Raw genomic sequence first — 23344 nt, 5'->3', positions numbered from 1 at the left:
ATTTGAGGTTTGAAATTATTTTTATATTTTCACAACCTCAAATTTCGAATTTAAAAAATAATTTATAACAATGGACAACAATCAAAATCCACAAGACGGAAACATCAACATCGAATTAAACGAAATGGTAGCAGCAGGAATCTATGCTAACTTAGCTTTAGTAAACCACTCTCCATCTGAATTCGTTGTAGATTTTATCCAATTGATGCCGGGGGTACAACAAGCAAAAGTAAGATCAAGAGTTATTCTTGCTCCACTTCACGCTAAAAGAGTATTATCTGCTCTACAACAAAACATTGCTAACTACGAACAACAATTTGGAGAAATCAAAGAAGTTGAACCTTTCGTATTAGGAGCTAACAACGTACAAGCTTAAGATTTTTTCTTAACATATACATAAATGCCTCAATGAAAATTGGGGCATTTTTTGCTTAATAAAAAGCGTCATTCTATCAATCTTCATTATTAAATGTATTTAATAAATAAAAAATATTCCTATAAATTCTTCAATTTTATATATTTGTTCTTAGATATGATTTGTAGATATGATAAATAATCAGTTTATTATTAATAAATTCGGGTTTTTGGGAGAAGATTTTTCAATTGAGCTTCAAAAGAATGCATTTATTACCGATATTAAAGCTAAGACGGAAATTATTACAGAAGGGCAGAAAGTAAGATATGTTCCGTTCCTGATAAAAGGTTCAATTAAGGTTTATTCTCTAAATGATGGAAGAGAGCTGATCTATTATTACGTAAGACCTAATGATAGCTGTTTGATGACTTTTTCATCTATTTTTGGTGACTATACCAGTAAAGTATATGCTCTTGCTGAAGAAGATTCTGAAGTAATGTTGGTTCCCGTGGCAGTTTTGCATGAGTGGCTGATTAGATTTCCTGAAATCAATAAACTTTTTTATCATGAATATGACAAAAGATTCACAGATATCATGAATATGGTCAATGATGCCGTTTTTCATAGGCTTGATAAAAGAGTATTGAATTATATCAAACAGCAGATTTTAATAACAGGAAGTAATCCTATAAAACTTACCCATAGAGAAATCGCCAGTAATTTAGGAACTTCCAGAGAAGTGGTAAGCCGTGTATTAAAAAAAGTTGAAAACGAAGGCGAAATTGTTCAGACTAGAGAAGGTATAAAAATACCTGTTAATGAAAATGTTAGGTGATTCTAATAAATGCTATTTAATTATTTTAACAATCCGATTGATAAAAACAATTTTGTCGGTGACTTTTATCACCTGCTTTTGAAAGCATAAGTCTATAAGTTTGTTGTACTAATTTTTTAATAAAAAATAAGCGTATGACAAAAACTTTCTTCTTTTTGTCAATGTTGGCTTCAAGTCTTGCTTTTGCACAGGAAGACTTGTTGAAGGATATTGATACTATTAAAACAAACACCAAAATTTCACAGCCTGCATTTAAGGCATTACAAATCGTCACAGGCCAATCTACAAAGCTTCCTGCGAAAAATGAATGGTACATCGTTGTAGCCCATCGTTTTGGAGATGTAAGCAAAGGATTCAAAGATTTTTTTGGATTAGATGATGCTTCTACCAAATTAGGAGTGATCTATGGAGTAACAGACGGGTTTTCATTAAACCTTTCCAGAGAAACAAATCAGAAAACCTTTGAGGGCGGTGCTAAATACAAACTGCTAAAACAAAGCGAAAATTTTCCGTTGGATATCGTTGGATATAATGTATTGGCGGTAAATACGGATCTTAGTAAAGATAATTATCCTGATCTTAAGTTTGGGGACAGGCTTTCCTATCTTACTCAGGCATTAATTTCAAGAAGGTTTAATGATAAATTTTCTTTACAATTAACTCCTTCCTATGTCCACAAGAATCTTTATGAGCCGAGTATCGAAAATAAAGACCAGTTTCTTACAGGATTAGGTGGTCGTTATAAGATTTCAAAAAGAATTTCTCTCAACGCAGAATATTTTGTGAATTTTGATAATCACAGTTTTTATAAAAATCCCCTGTCTTTGGGTATGGATATAGAAACCGGGGGACATGTTTTCCAGCTGTTATTTACCAATTCCCAGCTCAATTCGGATATTGGCTATCTCACCAATGCAACCGGAGATTGGGGAAAAGGGCATATTTTCTTTGGGTTTAATCTTTATAGAGTTTTTTAATATGAAAAAGATAATGTACATATTTTCATTGGCGACTATTCTGATTGCTTGTGAAAGCAGAACCTATGAAGAAATCTCCGGATCCACGCCCATTGTAGAAAAAGTAACCTATAATAAAGATGTAAAACCTCTTATAGATGCAAATTGTATCGTTTGCCATTCAGCGGGAGGATCAGCTTCTTTTCAACCTTGGACAAGCTATAATCAGGTGAAAACCCATATTGATAATATTTTAGACAGAATACAAAGGCCTGTCGGAGATCCTCAGAAAATGCCACAAGGAGGGGCTCTGTCTCCACCACAGATCAATATTTTTATTAAGTGGAAAACTGACGGACTTATTGAAAATTAAACTGAATAATATGAAAAAATTAATCATACTAACCGTTTCGTTACTTTTTGCAAACGTTGTTTCAGCTCAGAAATACAGCTCAAAAACAGGGAAAGTAACTTTTGAAGCTTCTGTTCCTCTATTTGAGGATGTTTTTGCCCAGGATGACAATAATATTGTTGTATTGAATGCAGATACAGGAGATATAGCTTCTGTTTCTGCAGTTAAAAACTTTCATTTCAAAGTGAAACTCATGGAGGAGCATTTTAACGAAAGCTATGCAGAAACTGCAAAATACCCGAAAACCACTTTCTCAGGAAAGATTTTAAATTTTGATAAAACCAAATTGAGTTCAAATCCACAGAAATATACCATACAGGGAACATTAAACTTTCATGGAGTGGATAAAGCCTATACCTCCAATGCAAGTATTTATGCTAAAGATGGAAAAATTTATATATCTGGTGGCTTCGTAGCAAAATCAGCGGATCATAAAGTAACAATTCCTAAAATGGTTACTAAGAAAGTGGCTGAAAATGTAAATGTTCAATACGATTATATCCTTACAAAACAATGAAAAACCTGATCTTCATAATAAGTGTTTTTCTGAGCTTCACATTGTCTGCTCAGGAAAAAGCAAAATCAATTTTTGATATTGCCAGAAGCGGAACTGTTACAGAGGTACAAAACTTAATGAAACAGGATCCGGATATTATTAATCAGACCAATGATCACGGCTTTTCTCCTCTTATTTTAGCATGTTACAGAGGAAATATAGAAGTGGCTAAGTTTTTGATTGATCATGTAAAGAACGTTAATTATAAGAGCCAGGAAGGAACTGCTTTAGCCGGACTTTCTGTGAAATATAATAAAGATTTGGTGGAGCGTTTATTACAAAAGAACGCTGATCCCAATATAGCAGATGCTACAGGAGCTACTCCCTTATTCTGGGCTGTGAAATTTGGTAATAAAGAGCTTATAGAGTTACTATTGAAACACAAAGCAGACAAATCGACCAAAGATGCTCAGGGAATGACTCCATTCGAATATGCCCTTCAAACCAATAATAAAGACATCATCAACCTCTTAAAAAATTAAAAATGAAAAAAATTCTACTATCAATGGGAGTGCTTCTGGCAAATTTTGCCTGGGCTCAGTTTACGACAGGAACAGTCTCGCTTCCAACAGCAAGTATGACTGTAAAAATAGATACAACCCCTACTACGGTAACTTTAACATTAACAGGAGACAGTAATTCAATGCTGGGAATTGGTTTCGGATCGAGTGGAATGGCAAGTGGAGCAGACGGTTTCATTTATAATTCTTCAGGCAATACCGATTATACTTTTGGAGGAGTAGGAATTACGCCTACTGCAGATGCATCACAAGACTGGACGGTGAGCAGCAATACAGTTTCCGGAAGTACGAGAACTATTGTTGCAACAAGAACTTTAGCCGGAGGAACGGGAGATTTTGCTATTTCCAATGCCAATACAAGCATTAATATCTTCTATGCGAAGAGAGCAGGAAATACTGCTTTAGGATACCATAATTCAACCAGGGATTATGCTACGCTCACAAGATCAGCAACTCTTGCAACGAGTGATCTAGCACTTGAAAATAAAAAAATAAGTATTTACCCAAATCCTGCCAAAGAAACGGCGAACTTTAAAAATGCGGATAATATCAAGTCAGTTGATATTTATGAATCTACAGGCCGAAAAGTGAGAACTGTAAAAGTTGAAGGTGGGAATATCAGTATTTCAGATCTAAGATCAGGAAGTTATTATTTAGAAATTACTCAGAAAGATGGGACATTGTCCTATGAAAAATTGATAAAAGAATAGATAGAAGCCACTGAAAAGTGGCTTTTTTATTCACATATATAACTTCTATCAATTAGTATATTGTTTCTAAAATAAAATGTTGCATAGCATTTATCTGAGTTATTTTGAAGAATATTATTTTCACAAAAAGAATCAAAAAAATAAATTAAGATTTCAGTATTAAAATCACCTTTTTCAGTTGTATTTGGGGCTCCGAATACTTTTTTAAAATCAGATATGTTTGAATTTTTGAGATTATATTTTTGTATTAAATTTTCTGAATAATCATTATTTCTCTTTTGGAGGCATCCTAAAGAATCTTTAATCCATTCGCTGTTAATTTCGAGTGTGGTGCTGATTCTTTTATTCTTCTTATTACAGCTCGTAAATAAAAAAAGGATAAATAAAACTATTATTATTTTCATGGCTGGTTTCTTTAAGAGTTAAAATTAAAAAGTTTCTGTTTACATTTATTCTAAAAAGTGCTTTTAATGTTTTTTTAACCCGGGAAATTTTTATGTCAAACTTTACGGAAGTAACTTTGCGAAAAATTTATAATGAAGCGAGGATTACAATTTTTACTGTTGATTTTTTCATTGACAGTTTTTGCCCAGAAAGAAACAGTTGATACGACACAAATCGTTATTCCCAACAGATACAATAGCGCTGAAGCCCAGACAAAGCCTTATGTGATCATGATCTCAACAGACGGATTTCGCTATGATTATGCTAAAAAATACAACGCAGAAAATCTTCTGAAATTTTCAAATCAAGGAGTTCAGGCTAAAGCAATGGTTCCAAGTTATCCTAGCATTACTTTTCCGAATCACTGGACTTTAATCACCGGACTTTACCCTTCTCATCACGGTTTGATCGATAATTATTTTTACGATTATAAAAGAAAAGAACCGTACGCAATGAGCAATAAAAAGAATGCTGAAGATGGAAGCTGGTATGGTGGAACTCCGCTATGGAGTTTAGCTGAAAAGCAGGGAATGGTTTCCGCTTCAATGCAATGGGTGGGTTCTGCGAGTGATGCAGGTAGAAAAAGACCGACCTATTACTACTCTTATCACGAAAAATTTACCCCATCAGAAAAAGTTGACAAAGTAATTAACTGGCTGAAGCTCCCGATGGATAAAAGACCACATTTTATCTCCTTATATTTTCCTGAAGTTGATGGAAGCGGACATCACTTTGGCCCCGATACCAAGGAAACAGAAGATGCTGTTCATCTGGTTGATAACGCTATTGGAGAATTAGTTCAAAAAGTAAATGCTTTAGGATTAAAAAATGTAAACTTCATTTTTGTTTCAGACCACGGAATGATAAAAGTAGACGGTGGAAATCCTTTGGAAATTCCTGAGTTGCTTTTAGATAAAAACAGGTTTGATATCTTTAATTCCAATACTTTATTGAGAGTTTACGTTAAAAAACCTTCTGAGGTAAAGGAAACATACAAAGAATTAAAAGCAAATAAAACAGAAGATTACCAAGTATATTTAGACAAAAGGCTCCCAAAATATCTTCACTTTGGAACAAAAGACGATAGATACAATAGAATAGGACAGATCTTATTGATTCCGAAAGCTCCAAAAGTATTCTTGGAAAAAGGCAAGAAAACTTCCATTGGGAAACATGGGTATAACCCAAGAATCGTTCCTGAAATGAAAGCCACCTTCTTCGCTTGGGGCCCAGACTTTAAAAATAACCTGGTGATTGATGAATTTGCTAATATAAATGTATATCCTTTGGTTGCTGAAATTTTAGGATTGAAGATTGAGCAGCCAATTGACGGGAGATTGAAAATCTTAAAGGCAACATTGAAAGAAAAGAAATAATTTGAATTAATCATAATTTAAACTGGTTTCGGCGAGCCAAAGGCTCGCCGAAACCAGTTTAAAAAGTTCAATAAAGAAATTATGAATTAAACTTATTTGCAAATTCTTCAGCATATTCCTCTAATTTAATCTTTCCATCAACCACAGAATCATGCTCAATAAAATCTTTCTGCACAACACCTGTTCTGATTCCTCTCCCCATTTCCGTATATAATTCTGCAATTTCCTGAGGAAGTCCGGCTTGTAGCATTCCGTTTAACGATTCTTCGTCTTTAAACTCAACCCAAGGAAGTTCAGGTTTTCCGATGGCATTTCCAAAAGCTTTGGCAACATCTGAAGCGGTTCTCACGTCACTTACTATATATCTTACATTTTTGCCTTCAGAATTTTTTGTTAATTCTTCTGCAGCAGCTTTCGCAATATCTTTCGGATGAACTAAAGGAACTTCTGTATTATCAGGGTAGTTTCCTCCTATAATTCCTACATTTTTAATCAATGGTATATCGTTAAAGAAATTGATGTAGAAATATCCAGCTCTTAAAAAAGTTACAGAAGTATTTTCTACTTCATTATAAAGTTTTTCGATAAAATGGAGACCTTTGATTGGCCCGTTTTCAACCGGAGATTCGGCACCGATGCTGCTTAACATTACAATCTTTTTTATTCTTGCCTGTTTGATTGCTTCAGCATAATTTTTTCCTGCATTGATGGTATTTTCAACAATATTTTCGAAACCCATATTAGGTGGCGTCATCAAAAAGGCAGCATCATTCCCTTTAAAAGTTTCAATTAGGAAACCTAAATCGATGATTGAACCAATAGCTGCTTTTGCGCCTAAATTTTCGATTTCAGCTTTCTTAGTTTCATTACTGCTGATTACAGTAATATTGTGTCCTTCTGCAATTAACTGCTTAGTAAGAGGTCTGGCTACATTTCCTAATGAACCTGTAATAACAATTTTCATAATAATTTGTATTATTTGTTAGTAATTATTTTTTTATTTCCTGATACAAAGGTATATTTGTACTTACTTTTATACAAGTACTTACCCTAAAGTATGTTTAATGGCAGCAATTAAAGAAAGTTCAACAATTCAGCAGAACAAGAAATATGCACTCGATTCTTGTCCGGTAACGTATGTAATGGAAAAAATCGGTGGTTTTTGGAAACCTATTATTTTATACCATCTTTCGAACGGCGATAAAAGATACAGTGAACTAAAACGTGCAATTCCGGCGGTGACGGAAAAGATGCTGATTCAGCATCTGAAGCAATTGGAAAATGATGGATTGGTCATAAGAACTGCAAAACCAGTCGTACCGCCTCATGTAACCTATGAATTAAGTAAAGCCGGAAAAGGATTAATTCCGGTGATCAATTCAATGGCGGAATGGGCATTTGAAGATATGGATGGAAAATACAGGAATTAATTTAAAATTCTTACTATAAGCAAAAAAAAGACTCTCCGGAGAGAGCCTTTCTGTTAAAATATACGAAGAATTACAAAGATTGCATATCAATTACGAAACGATATTTTACATCGCTTTTCAGCATTCTTTCATAAGCGTTATTGATATCCTGAATTTTAATTAATTCAATATCAGAAACAATATTGTGTTTTCCACAGAAATCAAGCATTTCCTGGGTTTCAGCAATACCTCCGATCAAAGAACCTGCAACAGAACGGCGTTGGAAAATCATAGGTCTTGTACTTGGGGACTCATTCTCAAATTCTCCTACAAATCCTACTAATACCAAAGTTCCATTCAGTGCAACAGTCTGCATATATGGATTGATGTCATGTTCATAAGGAACAGTATCAATAATCAGATCGAATTTTGCAGCTACTTCTTTCATTTGAGCATCATCTGTAGAAATTACTACGTGATCTGCTCCCAATTTCTTAGCATCTTCGGTTTTTCCCGGAGTTCTTGAGAATAAAGTAACTTCAGCTCCCAAACCTTTTGCCAGCTTAATGGCCATATGTCCCAAACCTCCTAAACCTACCACGGCGACTTTAGAGTTCGGTCCAACATTCCAGTGTCTCAAAGGAGACCAAGTGGTGATGCCTGCACATAGAAGTGGTGCTACTGCAGCCAGATCCAGATTTTCAGGCACGCTTAATACAAAATGTTCATCCACAACCACTTTCTGGGAATACCCACCGAAAGTATGTCCTCCCAAATGTTTGTCCTTTCCGTTGTAAGTTCCGGTGAAACCATTTTGGCAGTATTGTTCCAGATCGTGTTTACAGCTGTCGCAGTGCCCGCAGGAATCTACCATACAACCAACAGCGGCTAAATCTCCGATTTTAAATTTAGAGACCTCGCTTCCTACATTGGTGATTCTTCCTACAATTTCGTGCCCCGGAACAACAGGATACATCGATCCGCCCCAGTCATTTCTTGCGGTATGAAGATCTGAGTGACAAACTCCGCAATATAGAATTTCAATTTCCACATCTTTAGCTGTTACTTCTCTTCTTTCAATGTTAATTTCTGCTAAATCTGCAGTTTTGGATTCTGCTCCATAAGCTTTTACCGTGAGTGTGCTCATTTATTTTTTTAGTTTAAGTGTTAATTAAGTTGAGTTTTAAATTTGTGTTGAGGGATCATTAAAAAAGGATGTTTAATTTACGATTAAAATATATTCGTAGGGATTAAATATTCTTATCATGGATACAAAAGTCGAAACTTTTAGAGCAACTCAGCTTATATAAATTACGGAAAGATGTACCAATTTTACAGGCTCCATAAAATGTCAGCCGGGAAAATGGTAATTTTGAATAAAATAAAATATACTTCATGGAAAATCAGAAGGTTGAAATATTTAATACGGTTGCGGAATATAATAAAATGATGAATCACGAAACGATGCATCCGTTGATAAGTGTAGTTGATTTTTCTAAAGCGAACCCTATTTGCCAGTATATTAGGAAATTTGGATTTTATACGGTTTTCTTAAAAGATATGATGTGCGGAGATATGCTGTATGGAAAGCACAGCTATGATTATCAGGAAGGAACGCTGGTCTTTATTGCTCCGGGACAGACTTATGGAATTTATAATGCAGACACTTATATTCAGCCTGCAGGTTTTGCCCTAATTTTTCATCCCGATTTATTAAAAGGAACCAATTTGGGCAAAAATATCAACAACTATAATTTCTTTTCTTACGAAGTTCATGAAGCATTGCACCTTTCAGAAAAAGAAAGGGAAATTATTTTAGAATGTTTTAAAAATATAAAGCATGAGCTGGAACAGCCTATTGATAAACACAGTAAATCCTTAATTGTAAACAATATTGAATTGTTTTTAAATTATTGCATGCGTTTCTATGACCGTCAGTTCATTACAAGAGATCATATCAATCAGGGAGTTATCGGTAAATTTGAAAATCTGCTGAATGAGTATTTAAAATCTGACAAACCTAAAAACTTAGGTTTTCCTATGGTTAACTATTTTGCTGAGCAGCTCAACCTTTCGGCCAACTATTTTGGGGATTTGATCAAAAAAGAACTCGGAATTTCTGCACAGGAATATATCCACAATAAATTGATTGATGTTGCCAAAGATCAGATTTTTGATGCGGAAAAATCCATCAGTGAGATTTCTTATGACCTAGGCTTTAAATATCCTCAGCATTTTACAAGACTGTTCAAAAGTAAAGTGGGAGTGTCTCCGAGTGAATATAAAACCTTAAATTAAGGTCAAACAAAAAAGTTGTAAATTGAAGTTGAAAAATCTGGGGCCTATTGCTCACTATTTTGAAACCCGATGACATCACAGCAAAACATTAAAACTCATACTTTTCAAATCTCTTTAGGGAAAATTTTAGCTTTAAAAGAAAATGGAGTTATTAAAGCCAAGAGTATTCGTTATGCAACATCAGAAAGATATCAGAAGCCCGTTCCGGCAGAATATTCGTCAGATGTTACTTTTCCCGATAAAACCCCGGTTTGTCCGCAGAAAATAAGTCCGCTTCTGGAACGACTCATTGGGAAAACGGACATTGAAAAGTTTCATGCTGATGAATCCACGCAATATTTAACAGTTACCCGTCCTGAGATTTTTAAAGAAAATGAAAAACTTCCTGTGGTAGTCTGGATTCATGGTGGCTCTTATGAAGTTGGTTGTGGAGATCTTCCCACTTCAGATCCTTCGGTTTGGGTAAAGGAGCAAAATATTATTGTAGTTTCTGTTTCTTATCGTCTCGGACTTTTCGGTTTTCTAGGCGGTGATGAAAAAAGACCTCCGAATTTGGGACTTTTTGATATCATTGAAGCTTTAAAATGGATCAAAAATAATATTGAAGGCTTTGGAGGAAATCCTGAAAACATTACACTTTTCGGACAGTCTTCCGGAGGAGATGCAATTGCGCATTTAATGATTTCGGAAGACATTGAAAATTTGTTCCAAAGACTCATTATTCAGAGTGCTCCTCTTGGTTTTCGTCTTAAAAGATGCAAAATGTCTCTTGAGTTTTTTCAGAAAACGGCATTCTTAAAAGATGAAGAAGATCCTCTAAAAATGACGGAAAGCTATTCAAAATTTTTGCCGTCATTTATGAGATACGGATTAAAAACCTCCATGCCTTTTTGTACACAATATGGATACCCGCCTTTGTGTAAAGAAGAAGAAAGTTTTCCGAAATGGAAAGAAAATGCTAAAAAATACGATGTACTGATAGGTTTAAATCATGATGAAACAGCTTTTTATGTAAAAACAGCTAAAGAAGGACTGTACACATATTTACACGAAAAAATTCTCAACAGAATTGTTCGGAAAACCACAGAATCTATCTACGAAAAACCCGCAAATATTTTCGCTCGAAACTATGCAGAAGGAGGCGGGAATATTTATCAGTTTAAGATTCATTCCAGAGTAAAAAATAATTATATTGGAGCTTCCCATTGTATTGATCTTCCGTTAATTTTTGAAAATGAAACGGCATGGAAAGACTCGGAATTACTAAAAGATGTGCCCTGGAAGCATATCCGGGAAAATGGAAAAAAACTTCGGGCACTTTGGGCCGAATTTGCCAGAACCGGAAAAATTTCTGAAGACTCGGAAAAACCTGAAATTCTTGAATTAAGAAAGGTTAGCCTCTAAAAACGATAATATTCACATTATTCAGCATACCTACGACTTAATAATTCCAAAATTATTCAGGAATCCAAACACTCACGTTTCCTGCCGGAACAGGGAAATTCCCCCAGCCATTTTCATCGATTGTCACTTTCTCCTTAAATCTTTTCAGGAGATCATGAAACTTTTTTCCGGAGTATTGTTTTCCAACCTCCATAGGTTTATTGTAGGCATCTTTATTGCTGATCACAACAGCACAGCCGGTATGTTCCTGGTCTCCTTCCCGAATCCAGCCTAAGCAATTGGCGTCTTCAAAATAATCCCTTTGAGCTCCGTAAGCATGATCTTTTCGGGCTTTTAGCAATTCTTCAATCTTATCAACTTTCGGAAGGAAAATTTCCTGATCATTGCCTGCTCCATCCTTATCTATATAATGAGCTCCATATAAATCGGGGTAAAAAACACATGGATAGCCTTTTTCTCTGAGTAATATGAGAGCATAAGCAATAGGTTTGAACCATGATTCTACGGGAGCTTCCAGTTTCTGTAAGGGCTGTGTATCATGATTATCCACTAAAGTAACGGAATGTATAGGATCTGTTAATGTTAAGGTTTCATCAAAAATCCTTCGCAAGTCATAAGAACCGCCTTCTTTGGAGGCTGTATGGAAATTATTCTGCAAAGAGCTGTCAAATAAGCTCATGCAGCCTTCTGTTACTTCAATATATTTCTGAAGCAGATGCAGATGTCCGGGAGCCCAGTATTCACCTACGGCAAAAATATTTTTTCCGGAATTGGAACGTAATAAAGTGAGCCATTCTTTGTAAAAATCAAAAGAAATATGTTTCAAAGCGTCGAGTCTTACTCCGTCAAAATCGGTCTGATCAAAATACCATTTTGCCCAATAATTAAGCTCTTCACGTACATGAGGATTCCGATGCTCAATATCATTAAACATCAGGTAATCATAATTTCCTTTTTCATCATCAATCATTTCTTCCCAGTCATTTCCGTATTCAGATTGAATTTTATAGATATGTTTATCCATGCCCTCTGCATAATCTGTTCCGCTGAAGCAGGTGAAATTCCATTCGAATTCTGAATATTTTTTTCCTCTTCCCGGGAAAGTAAATTTAGTATAGGACTGTATTTCAAAAATATCAGAAATCACTTTTTCACGGTTGTTTTCATCTACTTTTACCACTTTAAAGGTTTCCAGCTCATCACCACCGCCTTTATGTCCCAGTACAATATCAACAATGATTTGAATATTATTTTTCTTAAGGGTTTTAATAGCTTTTAAATACTGATCTTTTGTTCCATATTTGGTAGGGATGGTTCCTTTCTGATCAAATTCCCCGAGATCAAACAGATCGTACGTATCATAGCCAATAGAATAGCCTCCGTTTGCGCCTTTGTAAGCAGGTGGGAACCAAACTGATGTGATTCCTAATTTGGATAAATATTTTGCCTGTTTTTCAGCTTCTTGCCAAAGTTTTCCGTTCCCTTCCGAGTACCAGTGGAAGAATTGAATCATAGTCTGGTTCATACTTTGTAAAATTTGGTTTCTACAAGATAGTGAAAATTTACAAACTATTGATCTTCAAATTCTTTAAACGGGATTTTTAGTTGAACAGAAACAAGCTTTTGATCTTCAGTATTCAAATGGGATAACGAGAGTCCGAGTAAACGGACGGGTTTGTCGAACGGACGAAGTTCCCAGAGTTTTTTTCCGGTATTGAAATATTGGTCTGCCGAAGAAAAATATTCTTCTTTAGTAATGCTTCTTGTAAAAAGAGAGAAATCTTTATATTTAATTTTTAACGTTAAGGTCCGCCCGAGAATATTATTTTTTTGTAATCTTGAATGAAGTTCTGTGCTTAAACTCTCCAGCTTTTCATTGATTTGCTGTTCATCGAAAAGATCCTCAAAAAAAGTTCTTTCAACGGCCACACTTTTCTGTATACGATGAGGTTTTACTTCAGAATGATGAATTCCGCGGACGACATTGTAGTAATACCCACCAGATTTGCCGAACATTCTGGTCAGATCCTCAATAGATCTTTTCTTTAAATCTTTTCCTTTGAAAATTCCCAAGCTGAACATTTTGTTAGCTGTAACTTTTCCTACTCCATAAAACTTTTCGACAGGCAATTCCTCTAAAAAGGCTTCAATTTTGTCAGGATGAATCGTTTTTTGTCCGTTCGGCTTATTAATATCAGAAGCTACTTTAGCTAAAAATTTGTTGACCGAAATTCCGGCAGAAGCGGTAAGTCCTGTTTCATTAAATATTTTCTGCCGGATTTCCTTTGCAATCTGATTGGCAGATTCTATTCCTTTTTTATTTTCAGTAACATCAAGATATGCTTCATCTAATGAAAGTGGTTCTACAAGATCTGTATATTCATAAAAAATCTCCCTGATCTTTCTTGAAATTTCTTTATACCGGGCAAAACGTGGGGGAACGAAAATAAGATGCGGACATTTTTCTTTGGCTGTTTTACTGGGCATAGCAGAACGGACTCCAAATTTTCTGGCTTCATAGCTGGCTGCAGAAACCACACCACGGTGTCCGCCACCGACAGCAATGGGTTTTCCTCTTAACGCAGGATTGTCATGCTGCTCTACGGAAGCATAAAATGCATCCATATCGACATGAATTATTTTGCGGATAGGAAAAGGAAAATCCATATCACAAAGATATGGATTCTGTATTTTCTTGTTATGGTTTTAGAGTGCAATGAGATTCTTAATCTCAATCTTAGCCTAAACTTTATTTATTTTAACAGCTTGTCAATTGTAGTCTGAATTTCCGGATCTTCAGGAGAAATGGCGTAATATTTTGCAATACCGGATTTTTGATCGATCACCATATATCTGGGAATCCAGTTGAGATCAACATAATTATTGAAATCATTTTTCCAGCCGGAAGCAAACCAATAGTTTTCCTTATCCTTCATTTCAAATCTTTCCAGGCTTTTTTCAAAACCTTCTTTGGAGCGATCGAGCGAAAGGAATACGAAATCAATATTTTTATTGTTTTCTTCCAGTTCTTTAGCTTTTGGAAGTGCTTTCAGACAGTCTCTGCACCAGCCTGCCCAAAAATCAATGACCAATACTTTTCCTTTATGCTGATCTAAAATTTGTTTAATCGTAATGCTTTTCCCTTCTTCATCTTCCAGCTTCTGGCTTAGTGCTTCTTTGGAAAAACCGGTTTTAAGGACTTTTGGAACATCCTGAGAATACCCCAGTCCAAAAATACTTAAGGCAAAAATTAATACTAACTTTTTCATTTTTCAATTCATTTTATGCAAATCTAAACAATGAAACGTAATTTGAGATCAGTTTCTTATGAATTAGGAAAAAATTATAAATTGAGATTGTCTATTGGTAATTTTTCACCAGACCTTTTACGATAGCGATTACATTAGGCATAGCTTTATTGGCTGCATTTAATACTTTTTCATGAGAAACAGTGAAGGCGATATCAGGTCCTCCCAAATCTGTAATTACGGAAACACAGAAAACATCCATATTCATGTGTTTGGCAACAATTACTTCAGGAACGGTGCTCATACCCACCATATCACCACCGATTGCTTTTATCATTCCGTATTCTGCCGGAGTTTCAAAAGTTGGCCCTTGTAAAGCAACGTATATCCCCTGGTGAACTTTAATATTGTTCTCTTTGGCAGATTGCTCTGCAACAGAAATCATTTTTTTGTTGTAAGGCTCGCTCATATCAACAAAACGAGGACCCAGTTCATCAATATTTTTGCCACGAAGCGGATGTTCAGGCATCATATTGATGTGGTCTTTTACCATAACAATATCAGCGATGTTATAATTGGGATTTACCCCGCCGCAAGCATTAGAAAGAATTAAATTTTGAATACCTAACAAATTAAAAACCCTGATAGGAAAAGTCACTGTTTCCATGGAATGGCCTTCATAGTAATGAAAGCGGCCGCTCATCATCAGTACTTTTTTGCCTTCCAGAATTCCGTAGATAAGCTTTCCGCTGTGACCAACAACAGTGGTTTGCGGAAAATTAGGGATGTCTTTGTATTCAAGAATGTAAATGGCTTCCACTTCATCCTGAAGCTTTCCCAATCCGGAACCTAAAACGATGGCGAAATCAGGCGTTTCCTGAATAATGTTTTTGATAAACCCGGCAGTTTGCTTAATTTTTTCTAACATAATCTAAGATGATTTGATTGAATTCTTCTTTCTTATCAATGATCACATTAATAGGCCAGTAGTAAACAATATCTCTAAGATAGTCAAAAGTTTTAAGACGTACGTAATCTTTTTCTGTGGTTAAGATTAATTTATATTCGCCCAGTTTTTTGTATTCGGCAACAATTTTTTTAATATCATCATCCGTAAAGTTATGATGATCTCTGAATTTTAAATGCTTTACCCTTTGCGAAAATTTGGCTAAATGCTGCAACAAAGGTTTGGGATTGGCAATTCCAGTAATTAATAGAATATCATAATAATTCAGGTTGTTGTCTGGAAGCATTTTTTCTTTCCCGTATACATTTTCGTCATAACCAATCGATGAAAAAAATACTTTCTGGGTACGATCCGGTCGTATTCTTGAAATATAATATTGCTTGGTTTCCTCCGTAAGTTCATCAGGACATTTGCTGACCATAATAATGTCTGCTCTTCTGGCGCCTGCTCTGGATTCTCTTAAATCTCCTGCCGGAAGCAAATGATCTTTAAAATAAGGATCATTAAAATCGGTCATTAAAATATTGAACCCAGGTTTTATAGCTCTGTGCTGCATGGCATCATCCAGTACAAGCACATCAAGATCCATATCGGCAATGACTTTCTTGGCTCCGGGAACTCTTTCTTCGGAAACAGCAATGACAAAACGATTTTTGAAACGCTCAAACAACTGCATCGCTTCATCACCCACCATTTTATAGTTGCTGTCGTAGTTTGTTACTTCATAACCTTTGGTAACTCTTCCATAGCCACGTGAAAGCACTCCGGTTCTATAGTGTTTTGATAAAAACTGAGCAAGATACATCACCATTGGTGATTTTCCGCTTCCGCCCACAGAAAGATTTCCGACACAGATAATCGGAGTTTTGAATTTTGTAGATTTAAAAATCCCCAAATCATACATTGTGTTCCGGATACCCGTTACCAAATGATAACCGAGGGAAAAAGGATAAAGGTACCATCTTTTCATACGTATGCAAAAATAGGAATTTCAACATCATTTTGTCTCATATTCACAACGACTTTTCAACAAATATTTTATTAAATTAAAGTATTTTTGTAAAGTTAAACTATTACATTGAGGTATTTTATTGAATTTTCCTACAACGGTAAAAATTATTTCGGCTATCAGATTCAGCCGGATGCAATTTCTGTGCAGGAAGAACTGGAAAAAGCGCTTTCCACCATTTTAAGGGAAGAAATTAAGACAACAGGAGCGGGAAGAACAGATACCGGCGTTCATGCAAAGAAAATTTTCGCTCATTTTGATACGGAAAAAGTTTTGGATGATGATCTTCCCAGAAGATTGAACAGCTTTCTTCCTCCGGATATTTCCATTAAAAGAATCTTTAAAGTGAAAAATAATTTTCATGCCCGCTTTGATGCTACTTACAGAACGTATGAATATTATATTACCTTAGAAAAAAATCCTTTCACTACAGAATCTGCGTGGCAGCACTGGAAAAAAGGATTGGATATTGATAAAATGAATGAGGCCTGTAAGATTTTATTTGAGTATGAAGATTTTACAAGTTTTGCAAAATTAAAAACCGACAATAAAACCAATATCTGCAAAATGTATAAAGCAGAATGGGAGCAAAATGGAAGTGAATTGAAATTCACCGTTTCGGCGAACCGTTTTTTACGGAATATGGTGAGGGCAATTGTCGGAACGATGGTTGAAATCGGTTCAGGAAAAATAAAGCCTGAAGATTTACGAAAAGTAATTGAAGACAAGCATCGTAATTCTGCAGGAACTTCCGCGCCCGCTCATGGGTTGTATCTGGTGGATGTGGGATATGAATTTGAATAATCTCATAGGTTTAAAGTCAATTAATATTCATAGCATAAATAACAGCTATCTGAAATTTTCATGAGTATTTAATGAAGTTGTAAAGGCTGAGAAATTTGAAAGTCTTATTTTTGCAGAGAATTTTATTTTAATTCTTTCTTCAATTCGTACAATGAAAAAACAAGATACCTGGGGAATTATCAAGCGGCTGTTCTTTATTGGGATGAAGTTTCGTTCTTGGTTCATCATTACGCTGATTATCTCCATCTTACTGGCAATGGTTTCCACGTATAGGCCTTATCTCACTATGGAAGTTGTGGATAATGATATTACGAAGCTAAAAGACAAATCTCTGATGATGCAGCATATCTACCTGTTGGTAGGTCTGGTCTTTGCCGAAACAATCTTGAACTTTTTCTTAGTTTATTTCTCCAACTATATTTCGCAAAATGTAATCAGAGATATCAGAGAAAGACTTTATGGTAAATTGATTTATTTTAAGACATCATTTTTTGATAAAACTCCGATCGGGCAACTGGTGACAAGAGCCGTAGGTGACGTTGAAACAATCGCAACAGTTTATACAGACGGTTTTCTGATGGTTTTCGGAGATGTGTTAAGGATTATTTTTGTGCTGATAATGATGTTTAATACGAATGTTCACCTGAGTTACATTACATTGGCTATTTTGCCTTTAATGGTTATTATCACAAGGTTTTTCCAGAAAAGACTGAAGAAAGCTTTTGGAGATGAAAGAAACTGGACCGCGAATCAGAACTCTTTTGTTCAGGAAAGATTAGCCGGAATGTCTATTATTCAGGTATTCAACAGACAAGAATCTGAGTTTAAAAAATTTGATGATATTAATATTACTCTGAAAGGAGCTTTATTGAGAACTGTATTTATTTTCTCATTGTTCTTCCCTGTAGTGGAATTGATTTCTTCACTTTTTATCGGATTTATTCTTTTCTACGGAGGCTATATTACCATCAGTGCGGGAGTGGTAATTGCATTTATTCAATATATTTCCATGTTGATTCGTCCGTTAAGACAGATTGCAGACCGATTTAACAACATTCAGAGAGGGATTGTAGGGGCCGAAAGAGTATTGGGATTGATGGATGAAGACTATGCAATGCCAAATACGGGAACGGTAAAAAAAGACCATTTTGACGGGAAAATTGAATTCCAGAACGTTCATTTTGCCTATGATGATAAGCAGGAAGTCCTAAAAGGAATTGATTTCAAGGTTAATCCTGGAGAAACTGTCGCAATTGTAGGTGCAACCGGAGCCGGAAAATCTACCATTATCAGTTTGATTACAAGATTATATGATATTAATTCAGGAAATATCTTTATTGATGATGTTAATCTTAAAGACTATGAATTATACAATCTGAGAAGTCATATTGGCGTTGTACTGCAGGATGTGTTCTTGTTCCACGGAAGTATTTTTGAAAACCTTGCGTTTGGTGATGAAACCATTACTTTAGATAAAATAAAAGCAGGAGCAAAAGAAATTGAGGTAGACCAATTTATAGAGCAGCTTCCGGGAGGATATGATTATGTAGTAAGTGAAAGAGGTTCATCCATTTCATTAGGGCAAAGACAATTATTATCGTTTCTAAGAGCTTATTTATCTGATCCGAAAATTTTAATTCTGGATGAAGCCACCTCATCTATAGATCATGAAAGTGAAAAATTAATTCAGAGAGCGACAGAAAAGATCACTAAAAACAGAACGTCAATTATTATTGCACATCGGCTTTCTACGATAGAAAAAGCCGATAAAATTATCGTAATGGAACACGGAAAGATCGTTGAAGAAGGAAGACATCTGGAGCTTTTAGACAAAAACGGATATTATGCAACATTGTATAAAGCTCAGCTAAGACATGAAGTGGAAATGGAGGAGGAACAAGAAGAATCAAAATAAATGATATTTAAATATAAAATAAAGGTTAAAATCAACATTGATTTTAACCTTTATTTTTTTTGGACTGATTAAAATTTCCCGTAAAATATACTTACGTCAAAATATAAGCCGGGTACTTTATACTTATCCTTTTCAAATTCTATATAGTCACATTTTCCGGAGTAGCTTTGAGATTGGGTTTCCATCTGAAACATATTGAGAAGAACGTATTCATCCGGTACTGCAATCACATGAAATCCCGTTTCGCATTTTTGACCGTCACCGGAAGATAAAACAGCATCCAGCAACCCGTGGAAATTTTTAGACATTTTCTTCGCCGTAACCTCATCTTTGTTGAGGTGATAAAGGTAAGCCAGGTAATTCATGGCACGAAGGTTAAACGGATTTTCTTCCAGCTCTTCAGTGAAAAGTTTGATTCCTTTTGGAAAATCTTTCTCAGTAACCTCACCAAGATAATACTTTTTCAGCTCGTCATTTTTCTTACTGACTTTATAAGGTTTATAGTTTTTCTGGAAAGTAAAACCAAAATAAAGATGTCTGTAATGCTCATTGGTAAGCAGGGTATCATTCTCTTTTAGCCTTTTTAAAACACGGGGATAATAAAATTCAGAACTTTTATCTTCTATATTCTTTTTGATCAATGAATAATCAGGAGCCTGAAACTCTGTTTTCTGGGCTTGCAGTGATACGGATAAACTAATGAAGAATAAAATAAAAAATGCTTTAATATTCATGGTTGCAAAAGATTTCTTTCGTGTGTAAATATAAGGAATGTGTATGGATATTGTAAAAAAGGTTTTTATTTTACATTTATATGAATAAATTGTTAACAAATCTTATGTTTATTCGGGTAAATTTATTAACTTTAATGAAAAATTGAATGTACCCCTAAAAAATGGCAGGGTGTTTGAAGTAAATTGATTATTTTTTAATTAAAACCAATATATAGATGAAGAATATCCAAGATGAATTTCAAGTTTTTAAAGATGAACTTAGAAAATTGAATATCGATGTGCAGAAAGTAGTAAAAGTAGGAAACGGGAGTATGGATTTCCATGAAGTTTTTTATAAGTCACCAAGGTACGAAGATGTGAAGAGTGTGTATGTACAGAGGCATAATTTAGACAGTATTTTAGAGAAGTTTAAACAAGCTTATCATTAAATAAAAAGCGCGGCTCAGATTCTCTGAGCCGCGCTTTTTATGTATACTGTAGACATCAATCTTTATCCAAAGCTGATGTTTCTTTCGTATCTTTCATTCTTGCGTAAACCACGAACGAAAAGAAAATACAAGCGGTAATATACCAGTAAAAGTAATGTTCTACATTGGCCTGTTTAAACCAAAGCGCGATATATTCCGCTGTTCCTCCAAAGATGGCAACTGTTAATGCATAAGGTAATCCTACTCCTAAAGCTCTTACTTCAGAAGGAAAAAGTTCGGCTTTTACCACGGCATTGATTGATGTATAGCCACTCACAATAATCAACGCTGACATAATCAGGAAAAATGCGCCCCACATGGAAGCGGTATGGCTTAAAGCATTCAGAAGCGGATACGTAAAAACTGTACCCAAAATCCCGAAGCTTAATAATAATGGTCTTCTTCCGATTTTATCGGATAAAGCTCCGAAAACGGGCTGCAAACATGCAAAAATAAACAGGGAAATAAAAGATATAAGCGTAGATTCCTCTTTTGTAAGATGAACGGTATTAACCAGGAATTTCTGCATATAAGTGGTGTAAGTGTAAAAAGCCAGTGTTCCGCCTAAGGTTAATCCTACAACAGTTAATAAAGCTTTGGGATGCTTTAATAATTCTTTGATAGTGCCTTTTTTCTTTTCGCTGACCTCTTTTTTATTTTCAAAAGCTTCGGTCTCATGAAGGTTTGATCTCAGATATAAAGCGATCACAGAAAGTAAAGCTCCAATAACAAAGGGGATTCTCCATCCCCAATCTTCAAGCTGAGCCTCCGTTAATAATAATTTTTGTAAAATCAACTGGATTCCCAATGCAATTAGTTGTCCACCAATTAATGTAACATATTGAAAGCTGGAATAAAACCCTCGTCGGTCGTTGGTTGCCATTTCGCTGAGGTAAGTTGCCGATACTCCGTATTCTCCACCAACACTTAAGCCTTGTAATAATCTTGCGATAAGTAATAATAGCGGTGCTAAAACACCTATCGTTTTATAAGTAGGAGTTAAGGCAATTAGTAAAGAGCCAAAAGACATCAGTAAAACAGAAAGTGTCATTGCTTTTTTCCTTCCGATTCTGTCTGCAATCCTCCCGAAAAGCCATCCTCCTACAGGTCTCATCAGAAAACCGACTGCAAAAATTCCTGCGGTATTTAAAAGTTGGGCCGTAAGATCCGAATCCGGAAAAAATGAATTGGAAAAATAAATGGCAAATGCAGCATAGGCATACCAATCGTACCATTCAACGAGATTCCCTATGGAGCCGCCTACAATAGCTTTAATTCTTTGAGCGGTGGTGATTTGTGATGAATTCATGCAGGAAAGATATAATTGTTAATAATTTAGTGGATCTCAACATAATACCAGGGAATATTAAATAAGCCTTTTTTTAAGTCTATATTTATTTCCCGGTCGTTATATAATTTGTCAAAATCTTGTTTGGAAACACTTATTTCTTCTTCATTATGATTTCCCCAAGGTGTAATTTTTATATAATAGCTATCAGAACGCCTGCCTTCCACAATTCTTTTGCCGACAATTTTTACAAGATATTTCTGAGGCTTAGAATTGTCAAAAGCGCAGTTTGCAGCATAAGTTCCTGCATAGCTGTAAATACATACATTAAAAATAATTGAGGTGTAAATCCACCATTTATTTTTTGTTGATTGGGTAATAAGTTTATGGGTAGAAAATAAAATAATGAGAACAATAATGAATGCTATTGTTCCGGGAATTATCATACTGTAAAAGCTTTCGAATTCATAATCTAATAAAACTCTAATTAAAATTACCCATGCTGTGATATCAATGAAATCAAGAACGTCATATTTTTTATACCCACGTTCATCTTTTGTTATTTCAACTAAAGAAACTAAACTCGGTTTTTCAATTCCATTGATTAATATTCCTATAAGTGGTATAAGCAGTAATATTCCGAGAAGAATTTCATAAGGATGGGGATAGAGCAAAAACCATAAACAAAGTCCAATAGCAACAAGTTCAAGCCATGAAAGTTTATGCATTATTAAGCCTGAGAAAATGGATTGAGATTTTCTATTTTTAGTTTTTTTTGACATTAAATTATCTTACTCTTCAAAAATAAGCATTCCAATACTATCATAAAAATAACCGCCCTTTTTAAAGAACGGTTTCAAAAATATTCAATAAAATTATCTAAAATCTAAATCCTAAAGACAATCCGCTTCTAAAACCAATCCATGGGCCATCTACTTTTACATGGGCTCCGTTGGCGTTGGTTTCTACGGTATATTTCACATAAGGAATATCAAGATCTTCAATTTCTTTTTTCAGTTGCGCCTGCATATCGGGTGTCAAAATAACATCGCTGGTCATAGTGAAGTCTCCTTTTCCGGCTCCGTAATGTGCTCCTGCAATCCAGAAATCCAATACTAAGTTTTGTTTTCTGGTGAGAAAGAACTGTACTCCGACCATTAAGCCGCCACTGTTTCCGTTAGTGTTTCCGAAGCCTTTTATAGGAATTCGGTAGGTATTTCCATTAAGTCTGTAATCATAATAAAAATCGAAGGTGTTGGAAGTTACTTTTGAATAGCGGTAATACGGTGCAAAATAAAATCCTTTACCATATCCATGTCCTATATAGAAACGGGGTTCTATAGTGAAATTGAATGCTTTTACTTCAAGGTTTTGAAATTTTTTTTCATCCTCATCATTTAGAAAGGAATTGATAAAGGGAACTTTTCCTTCCGGCATGGCTCCGAATCCCATATTGACGGAAAACCATCTGTTAAAAGCTCTTTCATAAGAAAGATTAATATTTCTGAACACGTACGCTGTAACATTAGTTTTGACGATATTCATCTTTTCTGAAGATACAGCTCCCGATTCTTCCTGTGCGTTTATTCCCGAAAAAATAAAACAAAGAAGGAGTATGAGATATCTTTTCATGACT

General features: G+C 35.1%; 26 protein-coding genes. 14 read left to right on the top strand and 12 right to left on the bottom strand.

Going from position 1 to position 23344, the window contains the following annotated elements; translation table 11 throughout:
• The first annotated feature begins 70 nt into the window (after nt 1–70).
• The 7 genes from CLV73_RS10490 to CLV73_RS10460 all read left to right on the top strand — a co-directional run bounded on the left by CLV73_RS10490 (nt 71) and on the right by CLV73_RS10460 (nt 4345).
• Nucleotides 71–376, top strand: coding sequence for a DUF3467 domain-containing protein (locus tag CLV73_RS10490; RefSeq protein ID WP_039369566.1), 306 nt, complete (start codon nt 71–73; stop codon nt 374–376).
• Nucleotides 377–545: 169 nt separating this feature from the next.
• On the top strand, nt 546–1190 hold the full coding sequence (locus CLV73_RS10485; RefSeq protein WP_100376763.1) for a Crp/Fnr family transcriptional regulator: 645 nt from the start codon (nt 546–548) through the stop codon (nt 1188–1190).
• 134 nt (nt 1191–1324) lie between these two features.
• Nucleotides 1325–2167, top strand: coding sequence for a DUF5777 family beta-barrel protein (locus tag CLV73_RS10480; protein WP_100376762.1), 843 nt, complete (start codon nt 1325–1327; stop codon nt 2165–2167).
• 1 nt (nt 2168) lies between these two features.
• Nucleotides 2169–2519: a hypothetical protein gene (locus CLV73_RS10475; RefSeq protein ID WP_228424315.1), complete on the top strand. Its 351-nt coding sequence runs from the start codon at nt 2169–2171 to the stop codon at nt 2517–2519.
• Nucleotides 2520–2529: 10 nt separating this feature from the next.
• The gene (locus tag CLV73_RS10470; protein WP_100377043.1) at nt 2530–3075 is read left to right on the top strand and encodes a YceI family protein; all 546 of its coding nucleotides are present in this window, start codon (nt 2530–2532) and stop codon (nt 3073–3075) included.
• Nucleotides 3072–3596, top strand: coding sequence for an ankyrin repeat domain-containing protein (locus CLV73_RS10465; protein WP_100376760.1), 525 nt, complete (start codon nt 3072–3074; stop codon nt 3594–3596). The genes CLV73_RS10470 and CLV73_RS10465 overlap by 4 nt, the downstream gene beginning before the upstream one ends.
• Nucleotides 3597–3598: 2 nt before the next feature.
• Complete coding sequence (locus tag CLV73_RS10460; protein WP_100376759.1) at nt 3599–4345, top strand: T9SS type A sorting domain-containing protein; 747 nt, start codon at nt 3599–3601, stop codon at nt 4343–4345.
• A 26-nt stretch (nt 4346–4371) separates the two neighbouring features.
• On the opposite strand, the gene CLV73_RS10455 is transcribed toward CLV73_RS10460, so the two are convergent.
• Complete coding sequence (locus tag CLV73_RS10455; RefSeq protein WP_100376758.1) at nt 4372–4749, bottom strand: hypothetical protein; 378 nt, start codon at nt 4747–4749, stop codon at nt 4372–4374.
• Between the two features lie 132 nt (nt 4750–4881).
• Between CLV73_RS10455 and CLV73_RS10450 the strand changes: the two genes are divergently transcribed.
• Complete coding sequence (locus CLV73_RS10450) at nt 4882–6165, top strand: alkaline phosphatase family protein (protein WP_100376757.1); 1284 nt, start codon at nt 4882–4884, stop codon at nt 6163–6165.
• 79 nt (nt 6166–6244) lie between these two features.
• Here the strand turns inward: CLV73_RS10450 and CLV73_RS10445 are convergent, their stop codons facing one another.
• Nucleotides 6245–7129, bottom strand: coding sequence for an NmrA family NAD(P)-binding protein (locus CLV73_RS10445; RefSeq protein ID WP_100376756.1), 885 nt, complete (start codon nt 7127–7129; stop codon nt 6245–6247).
• 100 nt (nt 7130–7229) lie between these two features.
• On the opposite strand from CLV73_RS10445, the gene CLV73_RS10440 reads away from it, so the two are divergent.
• Entirely contained in the window at nt 7230–7595 is a 366-nt protein-coding gene (locus tag CLV73_RS10440; RefSeq protein ID WP_100376755.1) for a winged helix-turn-helix transcriptional regulator, read from the top strand.
• A 70-nt stretch (nt 7596–7665) separates the two neighbouring features.
• On the opposite strand, the gene CLV73_RS10435 is transcribed toward CLV73_RS10440, so the two are convergent.
• On the bottom strand, nt 7666–8721 hold the full coding sequence (locus CLV73_RS10435) for an NAD(P)-dependent alcohol dehydrogenase (protein ID WP_100376754.1): 1056 nt from the start codon (nt 8719–8721) through the stop codon (nt 7666–7668).
• Between the two features lie 248 nt (nt 8722–8969).
• On the opposite strand from CLV73_RS10435, the gene CLV73_RS10430 reads away from it, so the two are divergent.
• Together CLV73_RS10430 and CLV73_RS10425 are read left to right on the top strand one after the other, a co-directional pair.
• Nucleotides 8970–9872 carry a helix-turn-helix domain-containing protein gene (locus CLV73_RS10430; protein ID WP_100376753.1) on the top strand — a complete coding sequence of 301 codons (903 nt, stop codon included), beginning with the start codon at nt 8970–8972 and terminating at the stop codon, nt 9870–9872.
• Between the two features lie 69 nt (nt 9873–9941).
• Nucleotides 9942–11276, top strand: a complete 1335-nt coding sequence (locus CLV73_RS10425; RefSeq protein WP_100376752.1) for a carboxylesterase family protein — start codon at nt 9942–9944, stop codon at nt 11274–11276.
• 52 nt (nt 11277–11328) lie between these two features.
• On the opposite strand, the gene CLV73_RS10420 is transcribed toward CLV73_RS10425, so the two are convergent.
• The 5 genes from CLV73_RS10420 to lpxK form a co-directional block, all read right to left on the bottom strand.
• Entirely contained in the window at nt 11329–12801 is a 1473-nt protein-coding gene (locus CLV73_RS10420) for an alpha-amylase (protein WP_100376751.1), read from the bottom strand.
• Between the two features lie 44 nt (nt 12802–12845).
• On the bottom strand, nt 12846–13943 hold the full coding sequence (gene dinB, locus CLV73_RS10415; RefSeq protein WP_100376750.1) for a DNA polymerase IV: 1098 nt from the start codon (nt 13941–13943) through the stop codon (nt 12846–12848).
• A gap of 86 nt (nt 13944–14029) precedes the next feature.
• Entirely contained in the window at nt 14030–14545 is a 516-nt protein-coding gene (locus tag CLV73_RS10410) for a TlpA family protein disulfide reductase (RefSeq protein ID WP_100376749.1), read from the bottom strand.
• Nucleotides 14546–14636: 91 nt separating this feature from the next.
• The gene (locus CLV73_RS10405) at nt 14637–15452 is read right to left on the bottom strand and encodes a purine-nucleoside phosphorylase (RefSeq protein WP_100376748.1); all 816 of its coding nucleotides are present in this window, start codon (nt 15450–15452) and stop codon (nt 14637–14639) included.
• The gene (gene lpxK, locus CLV73_RS10400) at nt 15436–16461 is read right to left on the bottom strand and encodes a tetraacyldisaccharide 4'-kinase (RefSeq protein WP_100376747.1); all 1026 of its coding nucleotides are present in this window, start codon (nt 16459–16461) and stop codon (nt 15436–15438) included. The genes CLV73_RS10405 and lpxK overlap by 17 nt, the downstream gene beginning before the upstream one ends.
• A gap of 108 nt (nt 16462–16569) precedes the next feature.
• Between lpxK and truA the strand changes: the two genes are divergently transcribed.
• Both truA and CLV73_RS10390 read left to right on the top strand, forming a co-directional pair.
• On the top strand, nt 16570–17304 hold the full coding sequence (truA, locus tag CLV73_RS10395; RefSeq protein WP_100376746.1) for a tRNA pseudouridine(38-40) synthase TruA: 735 nt from the start codon (nt 16570–16572) through the stop codon (nt 17302–17304).
• Between the two features lie 151 nt (nt 17305–17455).
• Nucleotides 17456–19219, top strand: coding sequence for an ABC transporter ATP-binding protein (locus CLV73_RS10390; protein WP_100376745.1), 1764 nt, complete (start codon nt 17456–17458; stop codon nt 19217–19219).
• A 68-nt stretch (nt 19220–19287) separates the two neighbouring features.
• On the opposite strand, the gene CLV73_RS10385 is transcribed toward CLV73_RS10390, so the two are convergent.
• The gene (locus CLV73_RS10385; protein ID WP_100376744.1) at nt 19288–19953 is read right to left on the bottom strand and encodes a DUF4919 domain-containing protein; all 666 of its coding nucleotides are present in this window, start codon (nt 19951–19953) and stop codon (nt 19288–19290) included.
• Nucleotides 19954–20168: 215 nt separating this feature from the next.
• On the opposite strand from CLV73_RS10385, the gene CLV73_RS10380 reads away from it, so the two are divergent.
• Nucleotides 20169–20381 carry a hypothetical protein gene (locus tag CLV73_RS10380; RefSeq protein WP_100376743.1) on the top strand — a complete coding sequence of 71 codons (213 nt, stop codon included), beginning with the start codon at nt 20169–20171 and terminating at the stop codon, nt 20379–20381.
• A gap of 55 nt (nt 20382–20436) precedes the next feature.
• Here CLV73_RS10380 and CLV73_RS10375 read toward each other — a convergent pair whose 3' ends face one another.
• The 3 genes from CLV73_RS10375 to CLV73_RS10365 form a co-directional block, all read right to left on the bottom strand.
• A complete protein-coding gene (locus tag CLV73_RS10375; RefSeq protein WP_100376742.1) occupies nt 20437–21729 on the bottom strand; it encodes an MFS transporter in 1293 nt (430 codons plus the stop codon).
• A gap of 26 nt (nt 21730–21755) precedes the next feature.
• Complete coding sequence (locus tag CLV73_RS10370; RefSeq protein ID WP_100376741.1) at nt 21756–22490, bottom strand: hypothetical protein; 735 nt, start codon at nt 22488–22490, stop codon at nt 21756–21758.
• A gap of 97 nt (nt 22491–22587) precedes the next feature.
• Nucleotides 22588–23340, bottom strand: a complete 753-nt coding sequence (locus tag CLV73_RS10365; RefSeq protein WP_100376740.1) for a DUF3575 domain-containing protein — start codon at nt 23338–23340, stop codon at nt 22588–22590.
• Between the last annotated feature and the right edge of the window lie 4 nt (nt 23341–23344).

Source organism: Chryseobacterium geocarposphaerae (genome assembly GCF_002797535.1).
Lineage (GTDB): Bacteria > Bacteroidota > Bacteroidia > Flavobacteriales > Weeksellaceae > Chryseobacterium > Chryseobacterium geocarposphaerae.
The sequence above is the reverse complement of the archived record's forward strand: the minus strand, read 5'-3'. Positions and strand labels throughout refer to the sequence as shown.

What these genes read in the sequence shown, in the direction of transcription:
- CLV73_RS10490 (WP_039369566.1), top strand. Translation starts at nt 71, where the DNA reads ATGGACAACAATCAAAATCCACAAGACGGAAACATCAACATCGAATTA.
- CLV73_RS10485 (WP_100376763.1), top strand. Translation starts at nt 546, where the DNA reads ATGATAAATAATCAGTTTATTATTAATAAATTCGGGTTTTTGGGAGAA.
- CLV73_RS10480 (WP_100376762.1), top strand. Translation starts at nt 1,325, where the DNA reads ATGACAAAAACTTTCTTCTTTTTGTCAATGTTGGCTTCAAGTCTTGCT.
- CLV73_RS10475 (WP_228424315.1), top strand. Translation starts at nt 2,169, where the DNA reads ATGAAAAAGATAATGTACATATTTTCATTGGCGACTATTCTGATTGCT.
- CLV73_RS10470 (WP_100377043.1), top strand. Translation starts at nt 2,530, where the DNA reads ATGAAAAAATTAATCATACTAACCGTTTCGTTACTTTTTGCAAACGTT.
- CLV73_RS10465 (WP_100376760.1), top strand. Translation starts at nt 3,072, where the DNA reads ATGAAAAACCTGATCTTCATAATAAGTGTTTTTCTGAGCTTCACATTG.
- CLV73_RS10460 (WP_100376759.1), top strand. Translation starts at nt 3,599, where the DNA reads ATGAAAAAAATTCTACTATCAATGGGAGTGCTTCTGGCAAATTTTGCC.
- CLV73_RS10455 (WP_100376758.1), bottom strand. Translation starts at nt 4,749, where the DNA reads ATGAAAATAATAATAGTTTTATTTATCCTTTTTTTATTTACGAGCTGT.
- CLV73_RS10450 (WP_100376757.1), top strand. Translation starts at nt 4,882, where the DNA reads ATGAAGCGAGGATTACAATTTTTACTGTTGATTTTTTCATTGACAGTT.
- CLV73_RS10445 (WP_100376756.1), bottom strand. Translation starts at nt 7,129, where the DNA reads ATGAAAATTGTTATTACAGGTTCATTAGGAAATGTAGCCAGACCTCTT.
- CLV73_RS10440 (WP_100376755.1), top strand. Translation starts at nt 7,230, where the DNA reads ATGGCAGCAATTAAAGAAAGTTCAACAATTCAGCAGAACAAGAAATAT.
- CLV73_RS10435 (WP_100376754.1), bottom strand. Translation starts at nt 8,721, where the DNA reads ATGAGCACACTCACGGTAAAAGCTTATGGAGCAGAATCCAAAACTGCA.
- CLV73_RS10430 (WP_100376753.1), top strand. Translation starts at nt 8,970, where the DNA reads ATGGAAAATCAGAAGGTTGAAATATTTAATACGGTTGCGGAATATAAT.
- CLV73_RS10425 (WP_100376752.1), top strand. Translation starts at nt 9,942, where the DNA reads ATGACATCACAGCAAAACATTAAAACTCATACTTTTCAAATCTCTTTA.
- CLV73_RS10420 (WP_100376751.1), bottom strand. Translation starts at nt 12,801, where the DNA reads ATGAACCAGACTATGATTCAATTCTTCCACTGGTACTCGGAAGGGAAC.
- dinB (WP_100376750.1), bottom strand. Translation starts at nt 13,943, where the DNA reads ATGGATTTTCCTTTTCCTATCCGCAAAATAATTCATGTCGATATGGAT.
- CLV73_RS10410 (WP_100376749.1), bottom strand. Translation starts at nt 14,545, where the DNA reads ATGAAAAAGTTAGTATTAATTTTTGCCTTAAGTATTTTTGGACTGGGG.
- CLV73_RS10405 (WP_100376748.1), bottom strand. Translation starts at nt 15,452, where the DNA reads ATGTTAGAAAAAATTAAGCAAACTGCCGGGTTTATCAAAAACATTATT.
- lpxK (WP_100376747.1), bottom strand. Translation starts at nt 16,461, where the DNA reads ATGAAAAGATGGTACCTTTATCCTTTTTCCCTCGGTTATCATTTGGTA.
- CLV73_RS10390 (WP_100376745.1), top strand. Translation starts at nt 17,456, where the DNA reads ATGAAAAAACAAGATACCTGGGGAATTATCAAGCGGCTGTTCTTTATT.
- CLV73_RS10385 (WP_100376744.1), bottom strand. Translation starts at nt 19,953, where the DNA reads ATGAATATTAAAGCATTTTTTATTTTATTCTTCATTAGTTTATCCGTA.
- CLV73_RS10380 (WP_100376743.1), top strand. Translation starts at nt 20,169, where the DNA reads ATGAAGAATATCCAAGATGAATTTCAAGTTTTTAAAGATGAACTTAGA.
- CLV73_RS10375 (WP_100376742.1), bottom strand. Translation starts at nt 21,729, where the DNA reads ATGAATTCATCACAAATCACCACCGCTCAAAGAATTAAAGCTATTGTA.
- CLV73_RS10370 (WP_100376741.1), bottom strand. Translation starts at nt 22,490, where the DNA reads ATGTCAAAAAAAACTAAAAATAGAAAATCTCAATCCATTTTCTCAGGC.
- CLV73_RS10365 (WP_100376740.1), bottom strand. Translation starts at nt 23,340, where the DNA reads ATGAAAAGATATCTCATACTCCTTCTTTGTTTTATTTTTTCGGGAATA.